The sequence below is a fragment of the Streptomyces uncialis genome (assembly GCF_001905345.1).
Classification (GTDB): Bacteria; Actinomycetota; Actinomycetes; order Streptomycetales; family Streptomycetaceae; genus Streptomyces; species Streptomyces uncialis.
The window spans coordinates 1-20,906 of the sequence record NZ_LFBV01000002.1 but is presented as its reverse complement, the minus strand read 5'-3'; the positions used below and the strand labels follow the sequence as shown (position 1 = coordinate 20,906).

Below are 20,906 nucleotides of genomic sequence, written 5' to 3'. Positions count from 1 at the left end.
CGACATGGCGCCCGTGACGGTCAAGTGCCTGGTCTGGGACCTGGACGACACGCTCTGGCAGGGCACCCTGCTGGAGGACGGTGAGGTAGGGCTGCCGGACGAGGTGCGCAAGGCGGTGATCGAGCTCGACTCCCGCGGCATCCTGCATTCCATCGCGAGCCGCAACGACCACGAGCACGCCTGGGCCCGGCTGGAGGCCCTCGGCCTCGCCGAGTACTTCGTACTCCCGGAGATCGGGTGGGGCGCCAAGTCCGAGGCGGTGCGCCGGATCGCGGACCGGCTCGGTTTCGCGCTCACGACCATCGCGTTCGTCGACGACCGGCCCGCCGAGCGCGCCGAGGTGGCCTTCCATCTGCCCGAGGTGCGGTGCTACCCGGCCGAACAGGTCCTCGCGCTGCCGGAGCTGCCGGAGTTCACGCCCGCGACCAGCACCGTCGACTCCCGGCGGCGTCGGCAGATGTACCAGGCGGGCTTCCGCCGCGAGGCCGAGCGCGCTGCGGCGCCGGGACCCGACGAGGAGTTCCTGCGCACCCTGGACCTGCGGATGCGCATCGGCCGGGCCACCGGCGACGAGCTCTCCCGGGTCGAGGAACTGACCCTGCGCACCAGCCAGATGAACGCCACCGGGGTGCACTACCCGGACGCGGTGCTGCGCGACCTGATCACCGACCACGGGCACGAGGTACTGGTGGTCACCCTGACCGACCGGTTCGGACCGCACGGCGCGGTCGGCGTACTGCTGCTGGAGCGGCACCCGGGGCTCTGGCACCTCAAGTTGCTCGCGACCTCCTGCCGGGTCGTGGCCTACGGCGCCGGCGCGACCCTGCTGAACTGGCTGGCCGACTCCGCGGCCCGGGCCGGGGTCCATCTGGTGGCCGACTTCCGGGCCACCGAGCGCAACCGGATGATGGAGATCGCCTACCGCTTCGCGGGCTTCGAGGAGGACCCGTGCCCGTGCGCCACGGGCCTGGAACCGGCGTCGGCGCTCGTGGGACTCCAGCGGCTGCATCTGGCCCCCGGACCGCGCGCGGTGTCCACCACCATGAGCCTGGAGGCACCCGACCTCGGCGCACCCGACCCGGGGGCGCCGGAACAGGGGACGGGAGCACTCTGACTGCCCCGACGCTCCCCCCTCGGTCCTCAGCGCTTGCGGGCGAGCGTGATCCCGTCGGCCATCGTCAGCAGCGACAGCTCCACCCGCGGGTCCTGGTGCAGCACCCGGTTCAGCGCCCTGACCCCGGCGGTGTCCGGGTCCACGGCGGCCGGATCGGCGACCCTGCCGAAGAAGAGGGTGTTGTCGACCACGATCAGACCGCCCCCGCGCACCAGCGCCAGCGAGGACTCGTAGTAGCGCACGTAGTTGGTCTTGTCGGCGTCGATGAACACCAGGTCGAAGCTCTCCGGCCCGCGCTCCGCCAGCAGGGTGTCCAGGATCCCGGCCGCGTCACCGATCCGCAGATCGATCCGTGGGCCGACCCCGGCGCGCTCCCAGAAGTCGGCGCCGACGGCAGGCCACCGGTCGTCGATGTCGCAGGACACCAGCATTCCGTCCGCCGGGAGCGCGCGGGCCATGCACAGGGTGCTGTAGCCGGTGTAGGTGCCGATTTCCAGCACCGCCCGGGCACCCGTCAACCCGACCAGCAAGGAGAGGAGTTGCCCCTCCTCCGCCATCACCTGCATGGCGGTCCCGCCGGGGAGGTCCGCGGTGGTCTCCCGCAGTTCCCTGAGCAGTTCGTCGTCGCGGAGGGAGACCTCCCGGACATAGGCGAGCAGGTCGGGGGTGGCTGCCGTCTGGTGTGCCATGGCGCGGGGTTCCTCTCGAAGGGGCCGGTCGGCGGGATGTTCCGTGGTCGGGGCGCCGGGAGGGTCACCCGGCGCGCATGAACGGGCGACCGCGCTGCCGCAGGGCGACCGCCTGTGCTTGTTCGGCGGCGTAGGCCCTCAGCAGTGCGTCCAGCCAGTAGCGGCCCGCCCTCGGCGCACCCAGCAGATTGGCCTCGACCAGGGTGTCGAGGGCCTCCTCGGCCCTGGCCTCGGAGCAGCCGACCAGCACCGCGACCCTGCTGCCGGAGAAGGAGGACGCCTCCGCGGCCCCCAGCGCGGTGAACACCTCGGCGGGATCGACACCGTCCGGGGCCGTCCGCCGCAGCCCGGCATGGTCCGCGTCGAGGCAGGGGCGGACCCCGAGATCGCCCGCGCACAGCTCGTCCAGCAGACGCGGGGCCTCCGTGAGCCGCCGGGCGAAGTCCCCGATGCTCCAGTGCGGGCGCTCCAGCAGTCTGGTCCCCGCGATCCGGATCGCCAGCGGAAGGCCCGCGCAGATCGTCAGCACCGTCCGGACGGCGTGCGGTTCGGCGCCGACCCTGGCCGGTCCGACGATGCTCCCCAGCAGCTCCAGGGACCCGGCCTCGTCCAGCGGAGGAAGGAGCAGGGTGCGCGCGCCCTCCAGATCGGCCAGCCGCCGCCGACTGGTGACCAGCAGTCTGCTCCCTCCGCTGCCGGGTATCAGCGGCCGGATCTGTGTGCTGCTGTGCGCGTTGTCGAGCACGACCAGCACCCGGCGGTCCGAGGTGAGCGAACGGTACAGACTCTCCCGTTCGGACTCCTCCCGCGGGATCTCGCCCCGGGGCACACCGAGGTCGGCCAGAAACCGCGGCAGCACCGTGCGCGCGGTCAGCGGTCGCGGCCCGGCGCCGAGGTCGGCGTAGAGCTGACCGTGCACCGAGCACTCGCGCACGGCGTGGGCCGCGTGCAGGGCCAGCGCGCTCTTGCCGACGCCGCCACGACCGGTGACCACCGCGGTCGCCACCGTGCCCGCGGGCAGCGCGCCGGTGGTGAGGAAATGCTCCAGCCGCGCCAGCGGACCCGAGTGTGCCGACAACTTCGGTGCGACCGAGGGAAGTTGAGCCGGACTCGGCCGACCAGGACCATTCCAGGGCGCGGCCGGCGCGACCGCCTTCTTGGCGGGCGGCTCCACCGGGCCCGGCGTACGGGGCCGGTCATGGGCCGAGAGGATATGCCGCTGGACCTCACGCAGATCGGCGCTCGGCTCGGCGCCCAGCTGCTCCACGAGCAGGACCCGGGTGCGCCGGTACAGATCCAGTGCCTCCGACTGCCTTCCCGAGCGGAACAGCGCCAGCATCAGCTTGCCCACCAGGGCCTCACGTAACGGGTACTTCCGCACCAGCCGTACGAGCTCGGGCACCACCTCGGCGTGCCGCAACAGCGCGAGCTCCGCGTCGAAACGCAGTTCCATGGTCTGCAACCGCAGCTCCTGGAGGTAACGGCCCTCCACATCACGCAGCGTCCGCGAGGGAATGTCCGCCAACGGCTCCTCACGCCACAGGGCGAGGGCCTCGGCCAGCTCGGTGGAGGAACCCTCCAGATCCCCGCGCCCGGCCAGCTCCGCCGCGCGTCGGCGATGCGCCGTGAACTGCCCCAGATCGCTCTCGTGCTCCCCGAGTTCGAGGAGGTACCCGGGCGCCCGGGTGAGGATTCTGGCGGAGGCGTGCTCACCCAGCGAATGCCGCAGCCGCATCACATAGGTGCGGACGGTCGCGGCGGCGCTCGGCGGCGGTGCGCCGTCCCACACGTACTCGGCGATCCGGTCGACCGAGATCACCCGGTTGGCGTTGAGGAGGAGCGCCGCCAGGACCACGCGCTGCCTTGGCGCCGACACGTGGACCTCACGCGCGTGCAACCGGACGGAAAGCGGGCCCAGCAGCAGGAAGTTCAAGGAAATCCCTCTTCGTCGCACGACCGATGGCCAGAGATGCCCCCAGCGTCTTGGGCGATCATGCTCCGGTCAACAAGATCCCCGTATATCTAGATGTATCCCTAGAACATATGTCTTGCGATCACGGCGGGTTTGCGCTCCGGGGAACTGCCACAGCGGTCAGCACCAAGCCACCGGAGACGGCCAGGCGGCCGGTGAATCCGTCGACCACCGAGCCGCCGACCCGATGCCCCGGCACCCTCAGCCCGGCGGAGAACACGCCCCGTACGGGGTCCAGCCGCACGAACGCGTCCAGGAAGTCCAACGGCCGTCCCGTCAGCGGGAACCACGCCTTGTAGACCGACTCCTTGGCACTGAACAGCACCCGGTCCCAGCACACCCCAGGCGACACGCGCCGACACCCGTCCAGCGCGGCCCGCTCCCCGGCGACGGTCACCGCGTCGAGCACGCCCTCCGGCAGGGGACCGACCGGCTCCGCGTCCACCCCGAGGGCGAGCAGATCAGCGCTGCTGGCCACCGCGGCCACCCGGTACCCGGCGCAGTGGCTGATCGACCCCACCACACCCTCCGGCCACAGCGGCTCCCCGCGCGGCCCGGCCAACAGCGGTGCCTGGGGCAGGCCCAGCCGGGCCAGCGCCTGCCGGGCACACCACCGCCCCGTGGTGAACTCCCGTCTGCGCCGCTCCACGGCGTGGGCCACCAGCGGCTCCTCCTCGGGGAACAACTCCGACCCCGGCGGGTCCCCCAGCGATTCCGCCACCTCGACCGACGCCGGCAACAGATCCTCGATCACCGCCGGACACCCGTCACCGCTGCTCCCCGGCCGGGAAGACCTCGCGCAGCAGCGGGTCCGGCTTGCCCCAGCGCCGCCACTCGCGCGGATAGCCGAGGGACACCTCCTGATGCCGTACCCCGTCCGTGTGGATGGTCCGCGGAATGTGCAGATGCCCGTAGATCACCGCGGACGCCCGGTACCGCACAGGCCAGTCCCGGCTCGCCGTGGTACCGCACCACAACGCGAACTCCGGATGGTGCAGCACCTCCGTCGGTTCCCTGACCAGGGGGAAATGATTCACCAGGAGCGTCGGCAGCGCCGGGTCGCAGCCGGCCAGACGTGCCTCTGTGGAGACGACCCGCGCACGACACCAGTCGGCCCGCGTCGGATACGGGTCCGGGTGCAACAGGAACTCGTCGGAGCACACCACACCCGCGGCCTCCGCCAAGGCCAGCGCGGCCCCGACGTCACGCACTCCCGGCGGCAGGAAGCTGTAGTCGTACAGCAGGAACAGCGGTACCACCGTCACGGGACCGCCCGGACCGGTCCAGATCGGATAGGGGTCCTCGGGGGTGATGACACCCAGACGCCGGCACAGCTCCACCAGATACCGGTACCGGTGCTCGCCGCGCAACCGCACCGGGTCGGCCGGATGGGTCCACAACTCATGGTTGCCCGGCACCCACACGACCGTCGAGAACCGGTCGGCCAGCAGCCGCAGCGTCCACTCCACGTCCGCGGCCAACTCGCCCACGTCCCCCGCCAGCAGCAGCCAGTCCCCCTCGTCCTCGGGGAACATCCCCTCGACAACGGCCCGGTTCTCCGGATGGGCGACATGGAGGTCGCTGACGGCGTACAGCCTTGCCATAACGGTGCTCCTCGCGTACGCGCCGGGCCCGCGGCGTTCGGTCCGGCCGGACCGTTGCCGCCGGTTCGGCGTCAAGTAAATCCCACGAGGTTGCCCGGACCGCAACGATCCCGCCATTCACCGCGGAAACAACCGGAATTGAACCCGGTGGTGTGTGAGGCGACTGCGCCGGTGCGCCCTTGCTGACATTCCGAGCGGCATGGCAGGCTGTGATATGCGGTGCCCGTGACTCTCCGATCGCCGCCGATCGGCGCTCCCGGCATTCAGTATGCCTACCAGCCGGTCCGCCGGTGCGGAGGATGTCCCACATGATCGGCTCACCCTGCCCACTGGCGCCGCGCGGATTTGAGAAAGGAATGAACGGTCGACATGACTTCCCTCTCTTTGGACAGCGACCTGTGGTGCCGTCGCTTTCATCCCTCGCCCACGGCCAAACGTCGGCTGGTCTGCTTTCCGCACGCCGGCGGTTCGGCGAGTTTCTACTTTCCGGTCTCCGCCGAACTGTGCGGCCCGGTCGACCTCCTCGCGGTGCAGTACCCAGGGCGGCAGGACCGCCGCGAGGAGCACGGCGTCGAGGATCTCCACCTCATGGCCGACGGGGTGTTCGAGGCCCTGCGCCGCTGGGACGACCTCCCGCTGACCTTCTTCGGCCACAGCATGGGCGCCCTGGTCGCCTTCGAGGTGGCCCGGCGGATCGAGCGCGCGGGCGGCCGGATCGACCATCTCTTCGTGTCCGGCCGCAGGGGGCCGTCCACGGACCGGCCGGAGCTTTCACAGCCCCTCGACGACGAGGGCATCCTGGCCGAGGTCAAGTCCATGAGCGGCACCGACGCCCGGCTCCTGGAGGACGAGGAACTGCTGCGGATGGTGCTGCCCGCGCTGCGCGGCGACTACCGGGCGCTGGGGACCTACCAGGCCGACCCCCGCGCCGCGGTCGGGTGCCCGATCACCGCGGCGGTGGGGGACCAGGACCCCTGGACACCCGTGTCCGAGGCCGGGACCTGGCGCGATCGCACGACGGCCGCGTTCGACCTCAAGGTCTTCCCCGGCGGGCACTTCTATCTGAGCAGTCGGCCGGACGAGGTGATCGGCATGCTCCGCGAGCACCTCGCCACCGCACCGCGCGCCTGATACCACGAACATCAGGAATAGGGGGTGTTGAGGGTGACACCGTTATCCACCTCTGGGCAGATCCACTCCGCGCAGGGACCGCCGCGGTCCGAGCGCGCCGATCACCCCGGCCCGTCGGGCGAGGACTGTTCCGGCGGTGTGGGCGTCCGACGGCTGACCGCGCTGGACGTCCTGATCCTGGAGGGTGTCGCGGTCGGCACCTCGACCGTCCAGCTGGCGGCCTCCCTCTATCTGAGCCGACAGGGTGTCGAGTACCGCATCGGGTTGATGCTGCGTCATTTCCAGGTCGCGAACCGGGCCGCCCTGGTCTCGCGGGCACATTCCCTCGGCGTGCTGAGCGTCGGGGCATGGCCGCCCCGGGTCCTTCCGGAATTCCTCGAAACATAGGGAGAGCGCGGTAGCCGCCTGTTCCCCGATCTCGTTTCCGATAGGTCTTTCCCTCAGGGGGAGAAGTGCTCCAGCGGTACGCTTCCGGTAGATTTTCCCAGACCGGAATATCGTATCGATATCGCGCAGCGAGACGGGCTTCCGATCACCCGCCCGGAGAGCGGATTCTGCGGCATTGTGCTGGTAGCCCTGGTTTCGCTGCTCTACCGTTGGGCCGCACCGGCCCCTCCTTTTCGCACACCAATTCACGGGAGCTGTCATGAGTCTGGGTTACCTGTTCGGCGGCGGCGTCGGGACCGAGCCGCACGGCCTGGAGCTCCATCGGACCTACCCGGTGGTGCGCAGCTGGTACGAACAGGTTTCCGAGTGGACCGGGCTGACCGTTGGTCAGATCCTGGAGGAAGACCTCCCGACCGCCCAGGAGGAACGCCAGAGCGTCGGCACCGTCCGCGAGGCGGCCCTCGCGATCGGTGTGCACGACGTGCTCGCGTCGTTCAATCTACGCCCTGCCGCCATCGGCGGCCTCAGTCTCGGTGCGATGGCCGCCAGTTGCCTCGCCGGATCGGTGGACCGTCGGGAACTGTTCGAGATGCTGGCCGGCTCCCGCGACACCCCGGAACCGCCCGCCGACGCACCGCGGCAGGGGATAGCCATAGCCTTCGGCGCCCTCGGCGAAGGCGCCCCCTCCCACCCCGGCGAGAATGTCCCCGGCGTCCATCTGGCCGGCGACTTCGGCCCCACCACCGACGGCACCCAGCGCATCCTCATGCTGGCCGGCCACGCCGAAGCGCTCGACGCACTCGCCGCCGAGGTCCCACCGGGCACGGTGGTTCCGCTCCCCGGCCGCACCATCGCCGTCCACACCCCGCTGCGTCGGCACTACCGCGACTTCATGGCCCCGCGCATCGACGCGATGTCCTTCACCGACCCCGAGATCCCCCTGCTGTCCTGCCTGGAACCCAAGGTCCTGCGGACCGCGGCCGACGTGAGGGACCTGTTCCAACGCAACTCCACGGACCCCATCAGCCTGGTCGACGTCTACGACGGCATGCGGGAACAGGGCGTACAACTCGGGCTGGTGATGGGCCCCTCGATCCCGGAGGGCATCCTCGCGTTCCCCTTCCCGGTGGTGCACATCGAGCAGCCGGAGCACATCGAACAGGCTCTGACCACCGCGTACGACCTCGGCATCGACCTCACCGGCGCCCCGGCGCTGTCATGACCGCCCCCACCCGTGCCGACCCGGACGCCCAGGTCGCGCGATGGCTGGACACCGACCTGGACGAATGGACCCGCAGGGTCGTCCGACGGCACTTCGACCCGGTGTCCGGCAGCCTGTACTGGCTCGGCCGCGTCCACCAACTGGACTTCGACCCGCGTGACATCACCCGCCACGACCAGCTCGGCGCCTTCGGCCCGTTCCCCCTGGACCGATTGCGCGAGGAGGACCCCGCGGACCTCGTCCCGCAGTCCGTGCCCCGGCCGCTCGCCGGGCGTGTCTGGGACACCGGCGGCACCACCGGCACACCCTGCCGGGTGTTCTACACCCCCGACATGCTGTCGCACCGGGCGATCTGGCGCCGCTGGTCCTTCGTCCGGGAAGGCTTCGCACCCGGCCGCACCTGGCTGCAGGCCACGCCCACCGGACCGCATCTGATCGGGAACGGCGTCCAGGAGGTCTCGGAACTCCACGCCGGCCAGGTGTACGCGGTGGACATGGACCCCCGGTGGGTCAAGCGCCTCATCCGGGCCGGCCGGCTGGCCGAGGTCGGCGATTACACCACCCATCTGCTGGAGCAGATCACCGACGTGCTCCGGCAGGGCCGGGTCCAGTACCTCAACACCACACCGGCCCTGTTCCAGGCCCTCCGCCAACGCCGGCCCGAACTCGTCGCCGCCCTCGACGGCGTACGCCTGAGCGGCACCCAGATCAGCGCCGATATGTACCGGACCTTCAGAACCGCCCTGCGGGGCGGGATCTGCGGCTTGACCTACGGCAACACCTTCGGCAACGCGGCCTGCCTGGACATCGAGCGGGACGGTGAGCTGATCAGCTATGTCCCGAACTATCCACAGGTCACGATGGCGGTGGTGGACAAGGCCGACCGCTCGACCCCCGTCGCCCCCGGCACCGTGGGCCAGGTACGGCTCACCGTGCTCCACGAGGACCTCTTCCTCCCCAACATCCTGGAACGCGATCAGGCACTGCGCCACAGCACCGACCGCTGGCCCATCGACGGCGTCGCCAACGTCCGCCCCCTCCAGACCACGAGCTCGGCCCCCGAGGGCCTGTACTGAACCCGCACCGTACGGTCCCCGACCGTACGGCTGCCCCCGGAGCGCCCGGGTCGCGGAGCGCCAGGAGTTCGGCACCGGCCGTCACCACCCGTTCGTCGCCGACGAAGCCGGGGGCACCGCTCATCCGCGGACCGCTGCCACACCATCCCCTGAACCCACGCGACCGAACGCCCTCCTTACACGGCGCAGACGGACTCCAAGAGACAACTACCCGCCCTTCACCTGAACGCGCGAACCTGTCGCACGCCACCCGCACCGGCCCTCACCAGCACACCCACCCACGGGCTCGTGGAAAGCCGGTTGAGCCACCCCACCACGCTCCCCGCCAATGGGAACCGTGACCCGCACCCCGACCACCCCCGGCACCGGCACCGGCACCACGGACTCGCCCGCACCCGGTGGTGGGTCGGCCGCGCCCTCATTTCTTCACGCGGACGGGTGCCGGTGCTGTGGCAGTCGTCCTACGCCCAGCGCGTCAGGCGTAGGACGCGTCGGTCGTCCGGTTTGGATCGGGGCACCGCGTCCCTGTTCCGGGGGAGTCGCGGAAGTGACCTGGAGAGAGTCCTTGAACCGAAGACGTCCATCGGCCGCAGCCCGGTCGGTGCGGGCAGCGCTGACCTGCTTGCTGGTGTGGGGGGTATGGGGAGCCGCGGCGGTTCCGGCGGTGCCGGCTCCCGGTCGGGTCACGGCGGTCAGGGAACTGGACCACCGTCCTGTCCCCGGCTACGCCGCCGGCCGCGAGGGCGGCGGCGAGGCCCGCTCCCCGGGCGGGGGGCCCGCCGGGGCCGCGCCCCGTACCGTGGCGCGTCCAGCGTCGCACCGGTCGGATGCGCCGGGCCGCCGCGTCGTCAATCCCGCTGACGACTCCCTCATCGCCTGGGTCGGCCCCACTCAGCCGCCGACTTTGCTGACCCTGCAACAGGCGATGAACGCGGCCGCCGACGGGGACACCGTCAGCATCGTCCCCGACAGCTATGTGTTCACGAAGACGATCACCGTGCCCCGTCGGGTGACCCTCGCCAGTGCGTCGGCCTCGGTGGTCACCGCGTTGTTCTCGGTCACCGGCGGCGGACTGACCGTCAGCGGTGTCACGTTCGAGCCGACCGCCGCGAGCAGGACGGTCGTGACGGTCGCGGCGACCTCCGCCGACACCGTGCTGGACGGCATCAGGATCACCAACACGGCGAACCTGGCCGCCATCACCGGCATCACCTTCTCCGGTACCCCGGCGACCGGAAGAACGGTCGCGAACTACGTGTTCGACAACGGTGACAATGCCGCCAACGGCGTCTCCACCGGCATCAACGCGGGAAGCGCGGCCTCCGTCGTGGTGCGCGACACGCAGATCACCGGAGTCACCCGTGGTTTCTTCATGGCGGCCGCGGCCACCGGCACCGGCCCCCGGTTCTCCCGTGTGGACATCGGGGCGACCTTGCAGGGCGTGGTGACCGGCAGGACGACCGGCGCCTCCTTCGACGAGGTGCACCTCACGGGCACGTCGCTGGCCGGGTCGACCGGCGTCGGCCTGGGCGGTTCCACGGGTGTCGTGATGACCGACAGCACGGTCACCGGCTATGTCAACGGCATCACCACCACCGCCGCGACAACGGGCGAGGGCCCCCAGCTGACCCGGGTGACGGTCTCCCGGATGGGCACGACGGGCATCAGCCTCGGGGCGACCACCGGCGCCAGGCTCACGGACGTGAAGGTCTCCGGCGCGCCGGGGAGTACCGGCACCGGTGTCGACCTGGTCCGCGCCACCTCCGTGACCCTCGACAACCCGCAGATCAGCGGGGTGCGCATCGGCGTCAGACAGGTCTGGGTGCGGACGTCCGGTCATCCCCTCAACGGCCCCGTGGTGACCGGAGGCACCTTCACGGACGTCGCGACCGGCATCCTCGTCGCCAACAACTCGGGCCTGCGGGTCACCGGAACCTCGCTGGAACTCGTCGCGGGTGCGGGCGGCGGCGGTGGCATCGGCATCGGCGGCTACGAGAACACCGACGTCGTGATCAGCGGCGTGACCGTCGAGGGCTACGAGAACCCCGACGACGTGCGCCGGGGATCCGCCGCGATCCGCTTCTACTACTCCGACCACATCAGCGTCGAGAACTCGACGCTCACCGGAGGCGCGAACGCCTTCTACTGGGACATGACGACGGACGTCACGGTCACCGACGCCACCGTCAGCGGCATCGACTGGTGGGCGACGTACACGGAATCCGTCATCCGGCTGACCGTCCGGAACAGCACCTTCACCGGCAACGCCGGCGTGGCCAACCTGACCATCAACCCGTCCGCGAGCGCCGACGGACTGGACGTCATCCAGAAGAGCAGCGACATCACGTTCGCCGACAACCAGCTGACCGACAACCCCGCAGGCGTCCTCTTCCCCTACGGCGGGGACACGCTCGACTATCTGCGCAACAAGGTGAGCGGCGGACCCGCCAACTACGTCGTCTACGCGGTCCCCGCGCACCATGTGGCCGTCAGCGACAACGAGATCTCCTTCACCCCGCTGGAGGACAACTCGGGCGCTGTCCGCGCGGGCACCGCGCTGGAGAACCTCGACCCGGCGACCTTCCCGAACACCCCCGAGGACCAGCAGTCGCGTTCGTCCTCGGACATCGACGTCCTCGGCAATGTCTTCACCGGTACGGGACCGATGATCCAGCTCGGCGAGAAGGAAGGCACCTGGCGCGTCATGCGGGACACCGTCCTGGTGCGCGGCAACGTCTTCCCGAAGGACTCGGTCGCCCTCCGCACGTTCACCAACGCCGAGACGGGACAGGACAGCAATCAGGACAACGACATGATCGGAGGGAACGTCGCCGTCGACGCCCGGGACACCCCCGTCGCCGCGACCACCGCCGCGACCCCCGCGCCGAGGGATGTCGGCGGGCGCGGCAGCAACGACTGGGGCAGCCCCTGCGGCCCCCGGGTCACCGTGGGCGAGACCTACACCCCGTCCGACACCCTGATCTACGACGGCGGAGGCGCGTGGATCCACGAGACACGCGAGCCCCAGACGCTGTACCCGACCCGCTGCGCGGACATCGGACTGAGTGTCACCAAGACGGCCGACTCCCCGTCCTACACACCCGGCCGGCCGCTGACCTACACGGTCATCGTGAAGAACACGGGCCCCCAGGACGCGCACGCCGTCCGCGTGACCGACCCCCGACCCGCGCTGCTGACCGGCCTCACCTGGACGTGCGAGGCCGCAGGAACGGCGAGCGCATGCACCGACCCCTCCGGCACCGGAGACGTCGACACCTTGGTGAACATCACAGCGGGAGGCCAGGTGACCTTCGTCATCACCGGCACCCCCGCGGCCGACGCCTCGGACGACATCACCAATACGGCGACTGTCACCCCCGCCCCAGGCACCGACGACCCCGGCTGCGAGCCGAGTTGCAGCGCACGGGTGGTCACCCCCAAAGCCCCCGCCACTGGTGCGGTCACGGTGGTGAAGAAGGACTCGGACACCGGCGCGAACCTCGCGGGTGCCGTGTTCCAGCTGTGGCAGGAGACCAACGGCATCGCCGGTCTCCAGACCACCGGCGGCAACCCCGACGTCCAGGTGGGCGCGTCCTGCACCACCGGCGCGAACGGCGAGTGCACCCGCGACGTCGAGACCGGCACGTACTACTGGCGCGAGATCCAGGCACCGCCCGGCTACGAACTGCCGACCAACCCGGTGTTCGGCCCGCTCGCGCTGACCGACGAGAACGCCGAACAGGGTGTCACCGTCACCGCGAACAACAGCCCGACCGCCCCGGTCACCGGCACGGTCACCGTCGTCAAGCAGGACTCCACCACCCAGGCACCCCTCGCGGGCGCGGTGTTCCAGCTGTGGGAGGAGACCAACGGCATCCCCGGCCTCCAGACCTCCGGCACCGACCCCGACACCCAGGTCGGCAGCCCCTGCACCACCCCCGCCAACGGCCAGTGCACCCGCACCGTCGACCTCGGCACCTACTACTGGCGCGAGACCCGCGCCCCCGACGGCTACGACCTCCCGGCCAACCCCGTCTTCGGCCCGCTCGTCCTGACCGAGGCCAACGCCCCGACCGGCGTCACCGTCAACGCCAACAACTCCACGACCGCCCCCGTCACCGGTGAGGTCACGGTCGTCAAGAAGGACGCGGACACCGGCGCCAACCTCGCCGGAGCCGTGTTCCAGCTGTGGGAGGAGACCAACGGCATCGCCGGTCTCCAGACCACCGGCGGCAACCCCGACACCCAGGTCGGCGGCTCCTGCACCACCCCCGCCAACGGCCAGTGCACCCGCACGGTCGAGACGGGTACGTACTACTGGCGCGAGACCCAGGCGCCCGACGGGTACGACCTCCCCTCCGCCCCGGTCTTCGGCCCGCTGAACCTCACGCCGGAGAACGCCGGACAGGGCGTCACGGTCACGGCCGGCAACAGCCGCACCCCGGCCGAGGAGAGCGTCATCAAGGTCGAGAAGACCGACGCGAAGAACGGCCGCCCCCTCGCGGGCGCGGTCTTCGAACTGTGGGAGGAGACCAACGGCGTCCCCGGCCTCCAGACCCGGCCGTCGGGCTCCACCCCGCCCGACACCCGTACCGGTCCTGGCTGTGCCACGGACCGCGCGGGACTGTGCGTCTTCGACGAACTGCCGACGGGGACGTACTACGTGCGCGAGACGGACGTGCCCGAGGGCTACGTCCTGCCCGACAACCCGGTCCGCGGCCCGATCGTCATCACCCCCGAGGACGCGGGTGAGACCGTGACGGTCAAGATCGCCAACAAGCGCGGGGAGCCCGGCAAGGGCAAGTAACCCACCCGCACATCCACGAGGCCGGGGACCGCACACGCGGCCCCCGGCCTCACTGCATCGGCCCAATCCCCCCGGCGCCCGGCAACGGCTGCTGGTACCTCTGGAAACGGAGCGCGACGGTGTGCCAGGAGCCCGGCCAGGTGTACGCCGTGATCTTTCCTCGTCCGGTCCGCTCCCGCGTTCCCCTGGGCCGCCCGCAATAGCCGCCCTCAAGCCGCAGTGGCCTGCTGGAAGGGCCCAAAGACAGCTTCACCTTTGTGAACCACAGGACCTCACGCTGCGGCCAAGGCCCCGGCCGGGCGCCAGCCCTGGATATCGCATCACTCACCGGAAATGTGGTCGCCGTCGTGAGGGATAACGACGGTACCGAGGCCGCAGAGGTGCAGCGAAAGTACGCCGCTCACACTGCCTTCCCGAACATCTCTGTTCACGTGGGACAGGATAAGACGTACAGGACTCTCGAGCCGCAACTCCTCAAGGCGAACGGTCTAGTCGCAATGAACGCCATCCTCGGAGAGAATTTTGCCTCCGAGGCAGACTTGCTTGAGCATATGGAGGATCGAAAGACAACCTGTGCTCTAACGATCTTCTCTAGCGACCAGAACATCAACATGCCGGAGTACATCAGGGATGCAGTCGCCTAATAATCTAGCCGTTATCGCGGCGGCTGGCTCGCGGAAGACCCAGCACATCATCGACTGCGTTGTCGCTGATCCGAGCAAGCGCGTCTTGGTGACGACTTACACCAACGAAAACCTCCATCAGATCGTGAGCCGACTGAGCGCGGGCACTGGCGTGCTACCGCGGCACGCCACGGTCATGGGTTGGTTCACGTTTATTCTCAACGAGTGTGCTCGCCCCTATCAGAGCTTTGCTCTCGGTGAAGCGGGAATGATGGGTGGCTTCAATTTCGTGGGACAGCGTTCGAGGTACATCCCAAAAGCAAGCCTCAGCAGTACTACCTAGATCGCGGCAAGTCGGCATATCGAGACGGTGTGTCGGCGTTCTCCTTCGAGGCCAACAAACTGAGCAAGGGTATGGTGGTAGATCGTCTTTCGCGGATATACGACCACATTTTCATTGATGAGATCCAGGACGTGGCAGGGTGCGACCTCGACCTCCTGGACCTTTTGATGAAGTCGCCGATTGCCGTCACGGTGGTTGGTGATCCTCGCCAGGTCACCTTCGCAACGAACAACGCTACAAAGAACGCGAAGTGCAAGGGGAGTGGCATCGTTGAGTGGTTGGCTACACGTACCGACCTGTGCCTCGTTGAAAACCGAGTAGAGAGTTACCGCTGCAACCAGGATATCTGTGATTTCGCAGATGATCTGTACCCCAACCTTGCGCGTACCGTGTCCAAGAACACCGAAGTGACTGGTCACGATGGCATCTTCGCGATCGGGAAATCGGCCGTGCTGGAGTACGCCGAGAAGTACGCGCCGACGGTGCTGCGCTGGGACAAGCGAGCCGATACATGCGGTCTCGACGCAATGAACATGGGTACCTCGAAGGGCAGCACGTTCGACCGCGTGCTCATCTTCCCGACGAAGCCGATGATCAGTTACTACCAGACCCGAGACTGCACCCAGGCCGGAGACAGGGCGAAGCTTTACGTCGCGGTGACGCGGGCGAAGTACAGCGCCACGTTCGTCATGCCGTAGGAGACCCTGTTCACTCTGGGAACACCCTGGAGGCTGTCATGCCCGACAACTACCGTTGATTCATGACGGAAGACCAGCGTCTATCGATCGTCAGACGCGCGCTTGATCCGCACAGTCCGAGTCTGCGGAGAGTAGTGTCAGGACCTGTGGATCGGCCTCGGGCGGAACGCGATGGGCGTACTTTCTCGAGCGATCGATTGATGGTCATTGAGTAGTCAACGCCGACGGCACCGCTGACAACGGTTGTGGCCTACCTGGCCCAGTACGAACAGCTCGCACCCGCCGTGCCGTTCGGAGTACGCCGTACCGGCTACACCTGGGAACCCGACCACGCCGTGGTCCTGGCCGTGCCCCGTTCGCCGCCGGGCACGCCGCGGCCGGGAGCGGCAGGATCGTGAGCGGACCCGCCGTACCGGACGGCGCTGCCGGACAGGCCGGGCAGGAGGCGCGGGCGCTGCTGCGCGGCACCTAACCGTACCTTCCGGCGGACGCCGGGGACGACGGGCCCGGCGGACGGCCCTCCCCGCTGGTGACCGGGGTGCGGGCGGCGCGGCGCGACCCGGGCCGTACATTTCAGGGAGACCTCGGCTCCATCGCGCGGTACGACGAGCTCGTCGTCGGCCGGTACAGCTGGGTGCCGGACGACGATGCCGGGGGCAGTGCGTCCGCCGAGCTGGCGGAGCTGCCCGTGCACTGGCTGAAGGACTGGATGCTGTGCCTGGACGTGGAGTGCGGACCCCGGCCCGGCACCGCACTGCACCGCCTGTACGGCACCGTGATCGCCTTCGACCCCGGCACCGGCAGCCTGGAGTTCTCCCCTGCGGGAGGGCACACGTCTGTCGGGGTGCCCCTGCACCGTGTTGTCGCGCTCACCGGTGACCGGCAGCGGCGCCGCATCGGGCAGGTCCCCGCCCACGAGCCGTACGACGACGGCTCGACGACCTGAACACCGAGGGTCCTACCCACCCCCCTCGGGCTCCGGGCAAAGGTCGTCGGCGAAGCCGGTCCGCCATGCCGGTACGGCACCAGGCGCAATGGCGCAACCGGCCTGGGCGGCGTCTCACTGCCCGAAACGCGCCCGGGCGGGCGGCAGTCCGTCTATGCCGTCCGCGTGCGGCAGCCGGACATGGCCCTCGGCGCCGGTGCCGGGCAGCGGCGATGCCGTGTTTTGGCGCTGGGGCCCGTGTCTTGCCTCGTGCCGTGATGATCACAGTGCGGGGTGGGATCGTTCTGATGACGGGAAGACCCGCAGTCCGGACGCTTAGGCGTCGGCCCGGACGATGCGCCGGCCCCGGTCGCGCGGTCCCGCGTGCAACGCCGCCGCCAGGTCCTGGCCACGGAGGCCGCCATGCGCCGCTGACGCGTTGATCACCGAAAGGGGCGCGTCGTGCTGCAGGGACCGCGCTGGGCCGACGCCTTCGGTTGGGTGACGGGCCTGTCGAACGCCTGGGGCCGGCCTCGCTGTGCGGGATCCCAGTATGGGCAAGACGTTCTGCGGCGTTCAGGGCTACTCATGCCGGGTCGGGACGCATACTGGAGCGGTGACGGACCTACTGGGCACGGACGTCGATGACGGCGGCATCTGGGGTCGTTCCGCCGCGCAGGTTCAATCCGCGCGGGCCTTGGCCGAACAAGCCATGGCTGGCAGGGACACGCAAGCATTCGAAGAGTCGGTCGCGCTGTGGGAAGCCGTTCTGCGAGACCCCACCGTCCCGGATTCGATACTGCCGCTCCTGGAACTCGTGGGGGTGGAGATCGGCGCGTGTCCGGCTCTGGGTAGTACGGAGCCTCTGTCAAGGGGCATCAGCCGCCTAGACGAGGCGATAGCGCGCTCTCCCGAAGCGCGCGCTCGGATCGACGTCCAGCGGGCACGGCTCACCGCCTACGGGGTCCGCGCCTCGTTGACCGAATCCACAGACCCCGAGCGTTCGGCAGAGGACTGGTTGACGGTCTCGGGCATCGCGCGATCCCTCGCGGAGTCGGCGACGGACGGCAGCATCGAGCAAGGCGAGCGGTTCGAGACCGTGGGCCGGGCCCTCCTCATGAGCCATGAACTGGCCCTGGTTCCGGGAGCCCTCGGGGAGGCAGTCATATCGCTCCGCCGGGCCGTGGCCGCACTCACCGGTCCTCGACGGAAGGCCGCCGAGGCCTGCTACTTGCTGGGGCGTGCCCTGCGCCTGCGTGGCGAGCGAGATCGCTCACGGGACGATCTCGACGAGGCGGTCGCCCTCCTGGGCAGGGCCGTGGCGGAGGCGGACTTCGAAGGATCCTCCATAATGCCGTACCTGTCGAATCTCGGATTCGCCTATATCGCCCGGTACCGCCTCCTCGGCGGTCTCGACTCGCTGAACGACACGATGTCCGCTCTGGCGCGTGCCTTGGCCGCCTCCCCCGACCCTGTGGAGTCCGAGCACCGACTCCAGAACCTTGTCAACTTGGCGGGTGAGCGGATACGCGTCGGCGGCTATGCACATGCGCTGCTCAGCCACATGGCGCTTGTGGAATCACGCCTCACGACCTACCGGCTACCCCAGCTGGCCGGCTGGATGCTCCTCGATCTGGCGCTCACGGCCTACAGCCGGGCGGTTTCGCAAGGTTCGGTGTACGACTACCTCCTGGCCGTGGTGATCTTTCGTCGCTGCGCTCTCCTGATCCCTGCCGACATGACCACCTTCGACGGTCTCCTGACGCCCTCGGGGGATCCCGTGGCTTGCGATGAGGTCATGCGCTTCGCCTGGACGCTTGACGGTTTGAGAACGTTATTCTCCACGGCCGGCCCGAGTGACTCGTACGCCGCCGTCCTCACGGGTGCGGCCGAGCGCATCGAGGAACACCTGCGGTCCAGCGGGGCCGGCACGCACGTCACGGTGGCGGGACACATGGCCGCCGACTACGAACTGGCTCTGTTCGTGCACCTCGACAATCTTGGTGTGGCCTATGCCTGAGGAATTCAGCGGGATCGGTTTCGACAGTGACTCGTACCTCAACTACCTGCTCGACAAGTCGTCAGAACCTCCTTTTCCTCCACACGGCATCCCTGCGCTTTCGCTCCTGGAAGAAGACCGCGAGCGCCAGTCTCTGATCTACTTCGTCCTCCGGTCGGTGGCGAGCCTCGGATCAGCTGCGGACGAGGCGTCCGTGGAGCGGCATCGCACGTGGCGGCGAACCGCACTCGATCGCGCACTGCGCCTGTACTGGTGGACCAACCAGGGGCATCCCCTGCCGCTGCCCACCTGGGCGGAAGAAACAGTCGTGCATGTCCGCGATCACCTGCGTCCTGCCTTCCCCCAGGTCGACGACATCGAGGTCGTTGTCACCTACGACCCTCGCCTGTATGTCCGCGCTCACCATGCGACACGCCAGATAAGGCTGTCCCTGGTCACTCGACAGCTGTGGCACACCATCGACCTGTTCCTCTGGAATGCCGTAAGCGTGCGGCAGCAGCTGATAGGCACGACCGGCAGCAACGCCGCGCTGCCGAACCCGTCCTACGACAGTCTCCTTCCGTTCCTGCTGCCCCTGTACCGCAACGTCCGATGGGACCAGACCCCCATGATGCGGGTACGTTCAGAGCTGGCCGGGGGAGGAGCCGTCAATGCGGCACGGATCCAGATGACCTTCATGATCGCCCACGAGTTCGCGCACCTCCTCCTGCACGAAGAGGGCAGATCAGGTCCGGAGCTGGAGGCCGAAGCCGATCGCTTCGCCTACGACGCACTCTTCAGGAACCCCGCCGAGAACGTCACCATCGGTGACATCTGGATGGCGATCCGCTGGCTGTTCGAAATCCTCGCCGTGGAAAAGCTGCTGGCATGGCGCCTGGCTGGCGAAGAAGGGACCTTCGCAGTCACCGGACCACCACGACAGACCCTGATCCACCCCTTCGTCCGGTCGGCCGGCCCGTCGAGCACCGACGTCGTTCTGGGAGGCGCCGGCCTCTACGTCATCCAGTCCATACGCCGTCAGCTGGCGGCTTCGAGCGCGAAGGCCGTGCGGGAAAGCGCCGCCAGGTGGGAAAGCACCCTGACATCCGAGCATGCCGGCCGCCCGACTTCGCACACCCTGCACATGTTCCCCCGACCCGTTCCGGAGGCATGAATGACCGTCATCGAGCTCGACGTGGAGATCGACCCGCACGACGCCGGTCTCCCCGGGTCGGTGCTGATCGACGTCGAAGAGCGTAAGTTCACCGACCACGGGATCAACGTCAAGGTGCTGGCCGTCGAGGAGGGACACGGCTTCGGGGTCTCGGAAATCGTCACCATCGCCCTCTCCATCGCCGGTGGTGTGGCCTCCGACGTCATCGCGAGCTCCCTCAAGTCGGCCACCCGCGGCGTCATTCGCCGGGTCCGCTCGCGACGGTCACGCAGCGACGGAAGCATCGAGGGAATCACCGAGCTCATCGACCGAGAGCGTCGGGAACCCCAGCAGACCGAATCGGAACGCGACCCGCGCTAGAAGCCATGTCTGGGAAGTTTGCCGGTCCGCCCCGGCAGCCTCGGCCCGGACCTGATGCGGCGCGTCGAATCCGACGAGACCGCCGACCCCCGCCGCGTCGAGGTGGCGTACGCCATCATGACGTGGCGGGTGGATGCACCACGAGACAACAGCGGTGGGTGCGGTCATCGACGAGTGGCCCCGAGGCGCGGCAAGTTGCGATCATGCGACGGTGACCTCATACCTGCCCGCCGGATGGACGATCGAGCAGATCCGCACGCTCTCGCAGGACCGGAGCGCCACCCCGCTCTCCCTCGACAGGCTGGTAGTTGTCGAACAGCCGGGCCAGAACGAATACATGACACTCCGGCCTGAGGCAGTCCTCGGGTTCCACGACCTGTGCCTCGTGCTCGACGACGGCGAGTGGTACATGGGGCAGCTCGGTACCGACGGATCAGTCGTTTGCTGGGCGTCCTACGGCCCCGACCTGGCGGAGGCCATCCGTAACCTGTGAGCCCACCGGAGGGGAGACACGCAACTCATGGACCTGGTTCTGGAACCGCCCCGCAGCGCTGGCCCTGTACACCTCGGCATGACCCTCGAGGAGGCCCGAGCCGCAGTCACCCCGTGGGGCCCGCCCAAAGTGGAACACGACGAGGACGACGGCTCGGCGACGGTCTTCACGGCCTGCCGGGAGATCCGTGTCGACGTCCTGCTCGAAGCACCCGGCCGATCGAGCTCTAGACGAGTCATTCCGAATGATCAGTGGTCGTAGGCGATCAGTGATCGTGTGACCGGCTGGC

Annotated in this window: 17 protein-coding genes; 13 read left to right on the top strand and 4 right to left on the bottom strand. The window is 69.0% G+C overall.

Going from position 1 to position 20,906, the window contains the following annotated elements; all coding sequences use genetic code 11:
* Positions 1 to 4: 4 nt before the first annotated feature.
* Positions 5 to 1,114: an HAD-IIIC family phosphatase gene (locus AB852_RS08720; RefSeq protein WP_073787545.1), complete on the top strand. Its 1,110-nt coding sequence runs from the start codon at positions 5 to 7 to the stop codon at positions 1,112 to 1,114.
* 26 nt (positions 1,115 to 1,140) lie between these two features.
* Here AB852_RS08720 and AB852_RS08715 read toward each other — a convergent pair whose 3' ends face one another.
* From AB852_RS08715 to AB852_RS08700, 4 genes are all read right to left on the bottom strand, one after another.
* Complete coding sequence (locus tag AB852_RS08715) at positions 1,141 to 1,803, bottom strand: class I SAM-dependent methyltransferase (protein ID WP_073785754.1); 663 nt, start codon at positions 1,801 to 1,803, stop codon at positions 1,141 to 1,143.
* A 64-nt stretch (positions 1,804 to 1,867) separates the two neighbouring features.
* Positions 1,868 to 3,736, bottom strand: a complete 1,869-nt coding sequence (locus AB852_RS08710; RefSeq protein WP_073785752.1) for an AfsR/SARP family transcriptional regulator — start codon at positions 3,734 to 3,736, stop codon at positions 1,868 to 1,870.
* Positions 3,737 to 3,857: 121 nt separating this feature from the next.
* Complete coding sequence (locus tag AB852_RS08705; protein WP_073785750.1) at positions 3,858 to 4,529, bottom strand: 4'-phosphopantetheinyl transferase family protein; 672 nt, start codon at positions 4,527 to 4,529, stop codon at positions 3,858 to 3,860.
* Between the two features lie 13 nt (positions 4,530 to 4,542).
* Complete coding sequence (locus tag AB852_RS08700) at positions 4,543 to 5,379, bottom strand: metallophosphoesterase family protein (RefSeq protein WP_073785748.1); 837 nt, start codon at positions 5,377 to 5,379, stop codon at positions 4,543 to 4,545.
* A gap of 369 nt (positions 5,380 to 5,748) precedes the next feature.
* On the opposite strand from AB852_RS08700, the gene AB852_RS08695 reads away from it, so the two are divergent.
* From AB852_RS08695 to AB852_RS08640, 12 genes are all read left to right on the top strand, one after another.
* Entirely contained in the window at positions 5,749 to 6,510 is a 762-nt protein-coding gene (locus tag AB852_RS08695) for a thioesterase II family protein (protein ID WP_073785746.1), read from the top strand.
* Between the two features lie 33 nt (positions 6,511 to 6,543).
* Entirely contained in the window at positions 6,544 to 6,897 is a 354-nt protein-coding gene (locus tag AB852_RS08690) for a LuxR C-terminal-related transcriptional regulator (protein WP_073785744.1), read from the top strand.
* A gap of 259 nt (positions 6,898 to 7,156) precedes the next feature.
* A complete protein-coding gene (locus AB852_RS08685; RefSeq protein WP_073785742.1) occupies positions 7,157 to 8,119 on the top strand; it encodes a malonyl transferase in 963 nt (320 codons plus the stop codon).
* Positions 8,116 to 9,195, top strand: a complete 1,080-nt coding sequence (locus AB852_RS08680; protein WP_073785740.1) for an arylcarboxylate reductase — start codon at positions 8,116 to 8,118, stop codon at positions 9,193 to 9,195. The genes AB852_RS08685 and AB852_RS08680 overlap by 4 nt, the downstream gene beginning before the upstream one ends.
* Before the next feature lie 664 nt (positions 9,196 to 9,859).
* Complete coding sequence (locus tag AB852_RS08675) at positions 9,860 to 14,002, top strand: SpaA isopeptide-forming pilin-related protein (protein WP_073785738.1); 4,143 nt, start codon at positions 9,860 to 9,862, stop codon at positions 14,000 to 14,002.
* A 257-nt stretch (positions 14,003 to 14,259) separates the two neighbouring features.
* Positions 14,260 to 14,646, top strand: a complete 387-nt coding sequence (locus AB852_RS08670; protein ID WP_143201193.1) for a hypothetical protein — start codon at positions 14,260 to 14,262, stop codon at positions 14,644 to 14,646.
* A 351-nt stretch (positions 14,647 to 14,997) separates the two neighbouring features.
* A complete protein-coding gene (locus AB852_RS40580) occupies positions 14,998 to 15,666 on the top strand; it encodes a UvrD-helicase domain-containing protein (RefSeq protein WP_245876689.1) in 669 nt (222 codons plus the stop codon).
* A gap of 529 nt (positions 15,667 to 16,195) precedes the next feature.
* A complete protein-coding gene (locus AB852_RS08660) occupies positions 16,196 to 16,612 on the top strand; it encodes a hypothetical protein (RefSeq protein ID WP_073785734.1) in 417 nt (138 codons plus the stop codon).
* 595 nt (positions 16,613 to 17,207) lie between these two features.
* On the top strand, positions 17,208 to 18,611 hold the full coding sequence (locus AB852_RS08655) for a hypothetical protein (RefSeq protein ID WP_143201192.1): 1,404 nt from the start codon (positions 17,208 to 17,210) through the stop codon (positions 18,609 to 18,611).
* On the top strand, positions 18,604 to 19,764 hold the full coding sequence (locus tag AB852_RS08650) for an ImmA/IrrE family metallo-endopeptidase (protein WP_073785730.1): 1,161 nt from the start codon (positions 18,604 to 18,606) through the stop codon (positions 19,762 to 19,764). Before AB852_RS08655 ends, AB852_RS08650 begins: the two co-directional genes overlap by 8 nt.
* Positions 19,765 to 20,124 carry a hypothetical protein gene (locus AB852_RS08645; RefSeq protein ID WP_073785728.1) on the top strand — a complete coding sequence of 120 codons (360 nt, stop codon included), beginning with the start codon at positions 19,765 to 19,767 and terminating at the stop codon, positions 20,122 to 20,124.
* A 211-nt stretch (positions 20,125 to 20,335) separates the two neighbouring features.
* Positions 20,336 to 20,617 carry a hypothetical protein gene (locus AB852_RS08640; RefSeq protein ID WP_073787543.1) on the top strand — a complete coding sequence of 94 codons (282 nt, stop codon included), beginning with the start codon at positions 20,336 to 20,338 and terminating at the stop codon, positions 20,615 to 20,617.
* The last annotated feature ends 289 nt before the right edge of the window (positions 20,618 to 20,906 follow it).

Excerpts from the sequence above, each read along its gene's own strand:
- AB852_RS08720 (WP_073787545.1), top strand. The coding sequence starts at position 5 with ATGGCGCCCGTGACGGTCAAGTGCCTGGTCTGGGACCTGGACGACACG.
- AB852_RS08715 (WP_073785754.1), bottom strand. The coding sequence starts at position 1,803 with ATGGCACACCAGACGGCAGCCACCCCCGACCTGCTCGCCTATGTCCGG.
- AB852_RS08700 (WP_073785748.1), bottom strand. The coding sequence starts at position 5,379 with ATGGCAAGGCTGTACGCCGTCAGCGACCTCCATGTCGCCCATCCGGAG.
- AB852_RS08695 (WP_073785746.1), top strand. The coding sequence starts at position 5,749 with ATGACTTCCCTCTCTTTGGACAGCGACCTGTGGTGCCGTCGCTTTCAT.
- AB852_RS08685 (WP_073785742.1), top strand. The coding sequence starts at position 7,157 with ATGAGTCTGGGTTACCTGTTCGGCGGCGGCGTCGGGACCGAGCCGCAC.
- AB852_RS08680 (WP_073785740.1), top strand. The coding sequence starts at position 8,116 with ATGACCGCCCCCACCCGTGCCGACCCGGACGCCCAGGTCGCGCGATGG.
- AB852_RS08650 (WP_073785730.1), top strand. The coding sequence starts at position 18,604 with ATGCCTGAGGAATTCAGCGGGATCGGTTTCGACAGTGACTCGTACCTC.
- AB852_RS08645 (WP_073785728.1), top strand. The coding sequence starts at position 19,765 with ATGACCGTCATCGAGCTCGACGTGGAGATCGACCCGCACGACGCCGGT.